Origin of the sequence: Porphyromonas loveana, from assembly GCF_003096695.1 — a bacterium.
GTDB lineage: Bacteria > Bacteroidota > Bacteroidia > Bacteroidales > Porphyromonadaceae > Porphyromonas > Porphyromonas loveana.
Genome location: NZ_QEKY01000007.1, coordinates 140,523 through 150,428, shown reverse-complemented (window position 1 = coordinate 150,428; position 9,906 = coordinate 140,523). Strand labels below are relative to the sequence as shown.

Here is a 9,906-nt window from a genome sequence, read left to right as displayed (position 1 = left end):
CATCAATCGTAATACGACAAAGGATTGCCGTTGTGCCGTCCGTTTTGGTCTTGTTCTTATTGATATAGAATAGGATTTTGAATGTACTGCGCATAATCTTTTCGTCTGCTGTATGAATGGTAATAACTTTACCTCTCAAAGCTCCTAAGCTTTCGGGCAAAAGCTTTATTGCTTTCTCGGAAAAGCTTAGGTGCTTTTGAGGGCATATTCTTGAATGTCACAAAGAGAGTTGTAAATCTTCGGTGAAAGAGAGAAATCGCTCGAACTCATCGAAGAGCTTTTTCGGGGTGACGTGGGCGTATCGCTCGGTCGTTTGGATGCTGCTATGTCCCAACATTCGGCTCACCGTTTCGATGGGAACGCCACGTTCCAAGGTAATCAAGGTCGCAAAAGTGTGGCGACCGACATGTGCCGAAAGGGGAATAGAGATACCAGCCCGAAGTTGCAGGGCTTTGAGCTGAACGAGATAAGCTGAATAAGTAATAGGCGCAAAAAGAGTGTTGCGCTCCTCGGACTGATACCGCTCTATCATACGAACCGCTTCGGATAGGAGCTTCACTCGGCAAAGCATATCGGTCTTTTGCCTGCGAAACTTCAGCCACAATGCCCCTTCATCATCCGTAAAGAGATGTTCCCTATTAAGGGCGACCATATCGCAATAGGCGACCCCCGTATAACAAGAGAAAAGAAAGAGATTGCGAACGGTCGCCAACTCCACTTCATAAGGTTCAAAAGTTAAGGCTTGCAACTTGTCTAATGAAGCTCTGTCCAATGCACGAGGTTGTTTGTTCTCTCCTCGTTCTATCTGTACGTGAGCGAACAATTGTCGCTCTGTCAAGCCCTCACGATGTGCCAACCGACAGACTTTCTTCACCGCCAATGCCATCTTACGATAATAGGCTTGCGAATGTCCCAACTTTCCGACAGAGTAGTGCTGCAAGCATTCCAAGAGATCTTCTTCCATCTGTCCGAAAGAAATATCTGCCGTGTGATACTTCTCACAGATAAAGGCTTGCAAGTGCTTACGAGTTGTATAGTAATTGTTTAAAGTCGTCGCCTTTATTTCTATACCCACCTTTTGCTCCATCTCCTTGACCATTCGGTCGTATCGCTCCAAGAAGGTGATTTGAGTTTGCATACTTCCTTGGAGCTGCTCTTTGATGTCTGTCGCTGTAAAGACAATCCCTCGCTCACAAAGAACTCTATAAGCCGACTGTACCGAAAGGAGCAAGCGTTCCAACTTGCCATTCGTTGTCACCGCTTCACTGCTCTTTCCGTTCAATCTGCTCTCACGAGCGTTCCACAACTTCGGGTCGCACGAGAGCTTACAACTGAATTGGGCGATGGTTCGCCCGTAGGTTATGCGTCCCATTATCGGGGCGTGCCCCGACTTGTCCAATCCGCTCTTTTTCAGGTAGAGCAACACCTTGAATTTGTCTGTTTGCATACGCTTCTTTTTTTATGGGCAAAGTTACCCGTTACCGAAGCGTTCTCAGCTATGCAAAACATTGTAACACAAAGCATAAGCACCGTAATTACAGAAAGATGAGTTACCGAATACTCTTCTGTCGGTTACCTTCTCCTACCTCTTCGTTACCATCCAAAGAATGGACTGACGATTTGGTAACGGAACTTCTGCATAAATCCACGCTTTCTGCACTTTACCCCTCTGTGCAAACCACCGAGATATGGCGCAAATCGCTCTCATTTCCATTTACTTACCTTTCATCCTCACCCTAATACCCTTTCTTCGAATAGTTCCTTAGTGCCGAGACAAAGTCGCGCCAAAAGTTTTTCGATTTGGCGCATATTTTTTTTCTAAATGGCGCCAAAACAAAAAAGAAATGACGCAAGTTCTCGCTTGATTGCGGCGCGTATTTTGGTCAATTCTCCGCCCCATTTTCTGAGAATGCTTCGCGACACACATCTCCCCGACTCGCCTGCAGCATCTCCTTCGCACGAAGTAATTACATATCTTTGGTATCAGAAATATCTGTGACAATGGCACATAAGATTCTCATCGTGGACGACGATCACAGTATCTGTGAGATACTGGCTTACAACCTCCGCAGCGAAGGCTTCGAGGTTTGTAGCGCTCATTCGGCCGAAGAGGCCTTGATCACCCTTTCGATCCCTTTCGATCTGATTCTGCTGGATGTGATGATGGGAGAAATGTCGGGCTACAAAATGGCCGAGACGCTCCGTGCCAGACGTGATGCCACACCGATCATATTCCTGACCGCTAAGGATACTGAGAACGATATGCTCACGGGCTTTTCTGTCGGGGGGGACGACTACATCGCCAAACCCTTCTCCATCAAAGAGGTCGTGGCACGCGTCCGTGCCGTTCTGCGAAGAGCATCCGGAGGAGCAGAAGAGCGTCTGGTCTCTTCTCATCAGATCGTTTGTGGAGAACTGCAGATCAATCCGGAGACCAAAGAGGTCTTCGTGGCTGGCAAGCCGGTGCAATTGACCAAGACGGAGATGGAGCTGCTCGTCCTGCTCGTTCGCTCCTCCGACAGGGTGCTGTCTCGCAGTGAGATTATCGATAAGGTCTGGAGCGAAACGCCTTATATAACCGAACGAACCGTCGATGTGCACATCACCCGCCTTCGGAAGAAGCTCGGCGTATGCGCTCCGATGCTCACCAATCGGTCGGGCTATGGCTATCGGTTCAATCCCTCCTCCGTATGCGACTGAACTACAGGGGCAAGCTCTTCATCCGCTTCGGGTGTGTCTTCCTGCTTTTCTTTGCAGGAGTGATTCTGATCGGACAATGGCGACAGCGCACGATCAAGAAGCAGGCTCTCGAGGATCAATTGGCCGGATACATCCACATGATCGACAAGGCTGCTCCCGATACGACCACGGAGTACAGCGGACGGCTTGGCTCCATCCTCCCGCTCCTCCCCCGAACGATACGCGTCAGCCTGATTGATCTAAACGGATCGGTTCTGTTCGACAATGTCGGAGCATCCGCCCGAATGGAGAACCACGCGGCTCGAGCCGAGATCGTAGCAGCCTCCCGTCATCCCTACGGGAGCGATATTCGCACCTCACATACCGACGGCATCAAATACCTCTATCTGGCAGAAAAAATAGGCTCTCGTTTCGTACGCGTGGCACTCCCCTATGATACAGAAGTGCGCTACCAGTTGCAAGGAGATACGCCCTTTCTATATTGGGCGATGGCGCTTCTACTCGTTACGCTCCTGCTCATCAGCGGCGTGGCTAAGTCCATGAGTCAAACCATCAGACACCTGCGCGATCTGGCCGTCACGCCTGCCATGGCAGGGGACGAACAGGTATTTCCCGACGATGAGTTGGGCGAGATCAGTCGCAAGATCGCACGAAACTATCGCGACCTTCGGGAGAAGACTTTAGCGATCGACCACGAGCGGGAACGCCTGTCGCAGCACATACTCTATTCTCGCGAAGGAGTATGCTTCTTCTCTCCGACTCATGAAGTACTTTTCTTCAACGGTCTTTTCGTTCAGTACCTACATGCCATCAGTGACTGCCACGACATCAGCACGGCCACGCTGAGCCAAGAACCGTTCTTCGCTTCGGCTTTGGAATTCGTCCGATCGCCCCACAGTCCTTCCTATGAGAGCCGAATCCATCGTCACGGCAAGGTCTTCTCCCTGCGAACGGGTGTATTCGAAGATGGCGGCTTCGAGATGGTGCTCAATGATGTGACGGAGCAAGAGAAAATGCACCGCATCAAACAAGAAATGACGGGCAATATCGCGCACGAACTTCGGACGCCGGTAACGAGCATCCGCGGCTATCTGGAAACGCTATTGGAACAGAATCCCGATGAAGAGACTCGCCGGTATTTCCTGCAACAGGCCTATCATCGCACGCTGGCGCTCTCCGATCTGATCCGCGACATGGGGCTGATCACGAAACTTGACGAAGCACCTGACCTTTTCGATCTCTCCTCTGTCAATCTAAACGAGTTGTTGGAGAGGATCAGCAAGGACTTTGCTGGAGACTTTGCCTCACATCATATTTCTTTCGAACGAAACCTACCGGTCGAAACCGAATTGGTGGGGAACGAAAGCCTGCTCTACGCCATCTTCCGCAATCTGACAGAGAATGCGATCCGATACGCCGGCGAAAACATTCGCATCGTTGCAGAGCTTTACCGCAAGGATGAGGAATTTCTCTATTTTTCCTTCTATGATACAGGAGTGGGCATAGCGGACGAATCGCATCTGACTCGTCTCTTCGAACGCTTTTATCGGGTACAGTCCGGACGGATGCGCTCCACGGGTGGGACGGGCTTAGGCCTCTCTATCGTGAAGAATGCCGTGCTCTTCCACAAAGGAGACATTACCGTCAAGAACCGATCGGAAGGCGGTTTGGAATTTCTCTTCCGCCTCAAACGCATTCCCTGAACCCCGCTATTCCCCAATCAACAAGGGATAGTAACAATAAGTGTTTCAAACAAAAAAATTACAGAAATGAGAACAACGCTTTTAATTCTATTGGCTGCGATGCTGACTGCCGTCGGCTACGGTCAGACCACCGACGCGAAAGCCATAAGTGCAAACGAAGGAAAGGATATGAGAACAGTGTATGACTTCAGTCTGCCGGACACAAAGGGCAACGAAGTAAGTCTGTCGGAGTACAAAGGCAAAGTATTGCTCATTGTCAATACCGCTACGGCTTGTGGTTTCACGCCACAGTACGAGGAGCTTGAAGCAATGTATCGCAATATGAAAGCCGAAGGATTCGAAATTCTCGACGTTCCTTGCAATCAGTTTGGCAATCAGGCTCCGGGCACAGACGAGGAGATTGCGGAGTTTTGCCGAGTGAACTTCGGCACCGAATTCTCCCTATTCAGCAAGAGCGATGTGAATGGCGAAAACGAGTTGCCGCTCTACACTTGGCTAAAGAGCGAAAAAGGATTCGAGGGATTCGACAAGGAAAACAGCCTGAGCCCAAGGCTCGAAAGTATGTTCGACAAAGCTGATCCCGACTGGCGTTCTAAGAGCGATATCAAATGGAACTTCACCAAATTCCTTATCAACCGACAAGGAGAGGTGGTAGCACGCTTCGAGCCGACTGCCGATATGTCGAAAGTTGAAGCTCGCATCAAGGCTGAGCTAAACAAGAAGTAAGACTTCGCACAGCTAATCGCAAGAAGCATAATTGCCCATTTCGACGATGTTGTCGAAATGGGCAATTATGCTTTATGGGGGTTACAGGCCTACACGAAAGATCAGAGAATCGGGCTGAGCTGCATGACTACGGCAAGAGAGGTCAGGCTGATGATGATCCAGAGTGCAATACCGAGCAGGAAAGGCTTGATGCCCATGCTACGCAAGGCTTCACGAGAGAGCGATGCGCCGATGAAGAACATCGTCAGCACCATTCCTTTTCTGGCCAAACCGCTGATGAAGTCCCCTATCTGAGGATAATCGACAAGGACATAGGTCCGGACAATCATTGCGAGGATAAAGAAAAAGATAAACCAAGGGATATTGATTTTGCTCCCCTTGCTTTTGAAGATGAAGGAAGAGACGAGGGCAACCGGAATAATCCACAAGGCACGGGTGAGCTTGATCAGCGTGGCCGTATGCAATGCGTCCTCTCCATATACGGCTGCCGCTCCGACGACACTGCTGGTATCGTGAATGGCAATGGCTGCCCACGTGCCGAAAGCATGCTGCCCCATCTCCAGCCAATGGCCGATAATCGGGAAGACAAACAGCCCCACAGCATTGAGAACGAAGACAGTCCCCAGCGCCAAAGACATAGCGCGCTCGTCTGCCTTTATCGTGGGGCCTACCGCGGCGATGGCACTACCGCCACAAATGGCCGTGCCCGAACCGATCAAGTAAGCTGTCTTGCGATCTACTCCCATCAGTCGCACTCCGATCCACATACTGAGTATAAGTGTCCCAAAGACAGACACAATGGTGAAACCCATCCCCGACGCACCCGATGCCAAGGACTCTTGGAGATTCATCCCGAAACCAAGGCCGACCACCGACCATTGCAGCAGCTTTTTGGATGCCTTCGCATTGAATGCCGCACACGGAGTACCGACAAAAAAGGCAAACATAAGCCCCAGAGCAAGGACAAAGGGAGGTGTAATCCATTTCAGACTCGGCGCCAAGGCCGGCACATAGGTGAGCAATAATGCTGCCACCAATACAAACACCAAGCAGCTATAAAGTCTTCTTTTAAGCAACGGTCTATCCATCATTTTATCTTATGTATCTACCAATTGGGGCGAATGTAAGCATTATCGCGTGAAACGACCAAGATATTTTGGCTGTCATTATACAAAGAGTGCTGTGGAACATTCGGCATAGGTCATTGTTCAATAAAAAGAAATCTCTCATTTTCACCCATTTGCAACAAATAAACACCCATGAATACAATAGCATCTATATTAACACCCATCGTGGCTATAGAACATCTTTACATCTTGTATATAGAGATGTTTGCTTGGGAAACTATCGGCAAGAGAATTTTCAAAGGGGCCTTGCCCGAAAACTTATTTGCTCAAACTCGCGGTTTGGCTGCCAATCAAGGATTGTATAATGGATTCTTGGCGGCAGGACTTCTGTGGACGTTCCATATTAACGACCCACAATGGGCATTCAACATCCGTCTGTTCTTCTTGGGGTGTGTGATTGTCGCGGCTCTGTACGGAGCCTGCAAATCCTCCAAAAGCATTCTCCTGAAGCAAGGTCTGCCAGCTATTCTCGCCATGATCGCTGTGCTATTCTCAAAACTGTGAGGGTACACAACCCGCTATTATAGATCTCTGCCGACTTGATTGTCACACGAATATTGTACTTTTGTGTCATAAATAACACGTTTTCAGAAATTCAAAAAAACAATTCATATGAAAGTAAAATTAATTACGGCTTTCGCTTTCTTAGCCAATTTTACATTTGCTCAAAACACAATTAAAATGACGAGTAATTACGGAAGCAAAGATAGCGAAATTCAAACTTTAATCGACTTTGAAAACATTTATATTGAGCAACTAAATTTTGAAGGCGCCAATTTAAAAGGCAAATCATACCAAATCAGACTTGAAGAATATGTAAACGGAAAATTAACAAAGAGTTCAATGCTTTTTGACGGAAGCGAATCAGACTATTTCAAAATCGCCTCTGAAAAGGACTCATTGAAATTCTTCTTTAAATTAAGCGACGGGAGATTAAAAATATTTCTTTGTGGAAATAAATTTAGAAGCAAAAAATCATATTTTAAGTTAGCCGATGACGCGGACAAATACGCCCTAAAAAACTTCCTTGGAAACAAAAACGAAATTCAAATAGAAACCGACAAAAAGAATTTCATTTTCGCAATCATAACACCTACAATCCATAAAGATGGATCAGGCTCATACTGTGAGGTCGCTCAGTCTGATGAAAAACCTGAGAATTTAGGAATGAAATTTAAAATTCCGCACTACTTTTTAATTACACTTATCTTCAAATAAAGAGGCTTATATTAAAATAGTATTGGCAAAAAATGCAGGAATAAGTCGAAGTTGAAATATTTGTCATATTTAGTTGCCAAATATTTTTCCACAATGGCAAGGTGTTAATTCGTGTTGTCTGTATGTACTGATTTTACGTGCCGAAAAAGGTTTCAACACCGAAGAGACATTTAGATTCGTTCTAAATAAGCAGTCTTTTGAAGGTCGGTTGGCAAGCAAAAAAACATAAAAAGGAGAGTCAAGCTGTCGGAGTCCGACTTTTGGGCGATCGAATGATAATCTTTATAATTCCAACTTTCAATCTTTATAAAGATCATTTCTAATAATTATAATATTAGCAAGTAAACTTAGGAAGTTTAGAAGCCGATCTTTATAAAGTTCATCGAGGCCGAAAGGTCTATTTTGGTGGTACAAAATGAAAAGTCCCCGTTGCGTTCTGCTACGAATGCAACGGGGACTTGGTGCTTTTGGCTATGTCAATTCGGCTTTATGCTATCCTATCTATATCGGATTGTAAAGAGTTTTTTACACACTGCACTACTGCACAGCCTATGCCATGCAAGCATACGAACGAAAAGAGGATGGAAGCGGGGCAGTTCCCGCGAGATGCGGATAGGTTACGATGGGTCGTCATATTGGGTCATTCACTACTATGGTTTGCCTTGTCGGTCGGTGCTGCCTGATATTCATGTGTTTACGTTCTACAGCACCCTTGCCGATATGCAAAGGTAACAATAAATGTGCAGCAATGGTCTATACGCAAGATTTGGCCATGCAAAAAAACGCACTATCTTTGCTGTCGTTTTTAAGTGAAGCAAAAAAAATAATGAAGAAAGCAATTAGCATTAGTAGTCTTGGAGTGATTTTGCTCTTTATGCTGTTCTCGTGCTCAAAAAGTCCGATTGTGACTAGTAGTGAGGAGCTATCAACCTCCATTGAAGAAGTGTATTCATCCTCTTTCAGAGGTCTTGAAAATGAAATTATTAGTTTCCGACAGAGGGGTGAGATTGATCTCCCTGAAGACTCTGAAAATCACGAGATTGTAGATGCCAATTATTCTGAATTGTGGGATCAATATGGTTTTACAGAGTACACGAAAGCTTTTTTGAACGGACTTCCGACAGTTTTTTTGGACAATCCACTCCTCCCGACGATTGCAGAAATTAATGGCCAAGATATTCCAGCAAATGAAAAATTGCTCATGGCAGATCTTTTAGGAAAGATTGATGCAATAAAAAACTACTTGCTTGAAGATTCCTCTCGAGGAATGGCTGAATATGAAGCTGCTGTAAAGAAATGTTATGAAACCTATCTTATTGAGTTGGGCCTATCTCTTCTCGACGCAACAGGAGGAGCTATAACAGGATCAATCGGCGCTCCGGGAATCGGCACTGCAGTCGGTTTTGCAGTTGGAGGGACAATAGGGGTCATAAAAGCATACGCGAATTATAAGCTATGTGTAAAGGATGCCAAACAACTGATTAACCAGCAATCTGTTTCTCCCCAATAAAAAAGTGTTTATGGAAAAAGGTTATGATATTTTCAGCATGAAGGGCAAGACGAGCAAACGCTTGCGCTATCATGTCTATGTCTTTTTTGGCATCAAACTCCTTATCGCTCTCGTTGAGCTATTAGTTACCGAATCACCTTTCGTTATCATTCCTTTGCTCTCTCTCTTTACTGTGGCGGGAGTCAACTTCATCTTTAACATTGTGCATGAACGACAGGTCATGACCAAACTAATGATGGCAGCGGGCATTTTGGGAATTTGCACGATGGTCGGATTGGACATCTTCAGATATTTCAGTCTACTCATTGAAAGAGGCCCGCTCTAACGCTCTAATCGACAAAGGAACAGTCCCCAACGAACAATAATGCAGAGCCTTGTCCCTCGAATAGGAGACAAGGCTCTTGCTTTTCCATTATAGCGTTAAGGGGCGGATTTCGCTCCAAAACGTCTATTTTTGTAGCAAACTCTTAATGGCTTTGAGAAGGAAACTCTCCATATTCTTCATGACATGGGCTGCGCTCATCGTGTTGATCGCCGGTATCATCCCGCATCATCACCACTACGAGGGCACTACCTGCATGGCCGTGGAGCACTGCCACAACGCTGCTTCGCCGGAGCATGAGCACAAGCATGATCACAGCAGCCCGACTTGTATTGCGCGGAGCTATTTCCTCTCCGGAGCCGTACTCCGCACCAAGAGTCGCATCTCAACGGAAGATGACAGCGAAGGCGGGCTTCCGACTCTGATCTATCCGCTGCTCAGCATCGTCACCGACCTGCTACAGCCGATCGACGACTCCGCCTCCAAACCTGTGTACGGAGAGTACATAGCCTTTTATACTTCTGCCGATGCAAGTCCGGCTCATGGCTTGCGAGCCCCTCCTTTCTTTTCTTGTTAAGGCTGTTTCCCCTTGATTGATGA

General features: G+C 46.8%; 10 protein-coding genes. 8 read left to right on the top strand and 2 right to left on the bottom strand.

Annotated features, from left to right (window positions below; genetic code table 11):
* Positions 1–217: 217 nt before the first annotated feature.
* Positions 218–1,447 (bottom strand): site-specific integrase, encoded by a 1,230-nt coding sequence (locus C7382_RS05605; protein ID WP_116679311.1) that lies wholly within the window; start codon positions 1,445–1,447, stop codon positions 218–220.
* Between the two features lie 554 nt (positions 1,448–2,001).
* On the opposite strand from C7382_RS05605, the gene C7382_RS05600 reads away from it, so the two are divergent.
* From C7382_RS05600 to C7382_RS05590, 3 genes are all read left to right on the top strand, one after another.
* Complete coding sequence (locus C7382_RS05600; RefSeq protein ID WP_116679310.1) at positions 2,002–2,700, top strand: response regulator transcription factor; 699 nt, start codon at positions 2,002–2,004, stop codon at positions 2,698–2,700.
* Entirely contained in the window at positions 2,631–4,403 is a 1,773-nt protein-coding gene (locus C7382_RS05595; RefSeq protein ID WP_116679309.1) for a sensor histidine kinase, read from the top strand. Before C7382_RS05600 ends, C7382_RS05595 begins: the two co-directional genes overlap by 70 nt.
* Positions 4,404–4,571: 168 nt before the next feature.
* Entirely contained in the window at positions 4,572–5,129 is a 558-nt protein-coding gene (locus tag C7382_RS05590) for a glutathione peroxidase (RefSeq protein WP_116679318.1), read from the top strand.
* A 101-nt stretch (positions 5,130–5,230) separates the two neighbouring features.
* On the opposite strand, the gene C7382_RS05585 is transcribed toward C7382_RS05590, so the two are convergent.
* Complete coding sequence (locus tag C7382_RS05585; RefSeq protein WP_116679308.1) at positions 5,231–6,220, bottom strand: YeiH family protein; 990 nt, start codon at positions 6,218–6,220, stop codon at positions 5,231–5,233.
* A gap of 168 nt (positions 6,221–6,388) precedes the next feature.
* Here C7382_RS05585 and C7382_RS05580 point away from each other — a divergent pair, with 168 nt between their 5' ends.
* The 5 genes from C7382_RS05580 to C7382_RS05560 all read left to right on the top strand — a co-directional run bounded on the left by C7382_RS05580 (position 6,389) and on the right by C7382_RS05560 (position 9,883).
* Complete coding sequence (locus C7382_RS05580) at positions 6,389–6,760, top strand: DUF1304 domain-containing protein (RefSeq protein ID WP_116679307.1); 372 nt, start codon at positions 6,389–6,391, stop codon at positions 6,758–6,760.
* 108 nt (positions 6,761–6,868) lie between these two features.
* Positions 6,869–7,474, top strand: a complete 606-nt coding sequence (locus C7382_RS05575) for a hypothetical protein (protein WP_116679306.1) — start codon at positions 6,869–6,871, stop codon at positions 7,472–7,474.
* A gap of 748 nt (positions 7,475–8,222) precedes the next feature.
* Positions 8,223–8,984: a hypothetical protein gene (locus tag C7382_RS05570; protein WP_116679305.1), complete on the top strand. Its 762-nt coding sequence runs from the start codon at positions 8,223–8,225 to the stop codon at positions 8,982–8,984.
* A 10-nt stretch (positions 8,985–8,994) separates the two neighbouring features.
* Entirely contained in the window at positions 8,995–9,309 is a 315-nt protein-coding gene (locus tag C7382_RS05565) for a hypothetical protein (RefSeq protein ID WP_116679304.1), read from the top strand.
* A gap of 145 nt (positions 9,310–9,454) precedes the next feature.
* Positions 9,455–9,883 (top strand): DUF6769 family protein, encoded by a 429-nt coding sequence (locus C7382_RS05560; protein WP_243405661.1) that lies wholly within the window; start codon positions 9,455–9,457, stop codon positions 9,881–9,883.
* Positions 9,884–9,906: the final 23 nt, after the last annotated feature.

Coding starts and splice junctions, on each gene's coding strand:
- C7382_RS05565 (WP_116679304.1), top strand. CDS start 8,995: ATGGAAAAAGGTTATGATATTTTCAGCATGAAGGGCAAGACGAGCAAA.
- C7382_RS05575 (WP_116679306.1), top strand. CDS start 6,869: ATGAAAGTAAAATTAATTACGGCTTTCGCTTTCTTAGCCAATTTTACA.
- C7382_RS05580 (WP_116679307.1), top strand. CDS start 6,389: ATGAATACAATAGCATCTATATTAACACCCATCGTGGCTATAGAACAT.
- C7382_RS05605 (WP_116679311.1), bottom strand. CDS start 1,447: ATGCAAACAGACAAATTCAAGGTGTTGCTCTACCTGAAAAAGAGCGGA.
- C7382_RS05570 (WP_116679305.1), top strand. CDS start 8,223: ATGGTCTATACGCAAGATTTGGCCATGCAAAAAAACGCACTATCTTTG.
- C7382_RS05560 (WP_243405661.1), top strand. CDS start 9,455: ATGGCTTTGAGAAGGAAACTCTCCATATTCTTCATGACATGGGCTGCG.
- C7382_RS05590 (WP_116679318.1), top strand. CDS start 4,572: ATGAGAACAGTGTATGACTTCAGTCTGCCGGACACAAAGGGCAACGAA.
- C7382_RS05595 (WP_116679309.1), top strand. CDS start 2,631: ATGCGCTCCGATGCTCACCAATCGGTCGGGCTATGGCTATCGGTTCAA.
- C7382_RS05600 (WP_116679310.1), top strand. CDS start 2,002: ATGGCACATAAGATTCTCATCGTGGACGACGATCACAGTATCTGTGAG.
- C7382_RS05585 (WP_116679308.1), bottom strand. CDS start 6,220: ATGATGGATAGACCGTTGCTTAAAAGAAGACTTTATAGCTGCTTGGTG.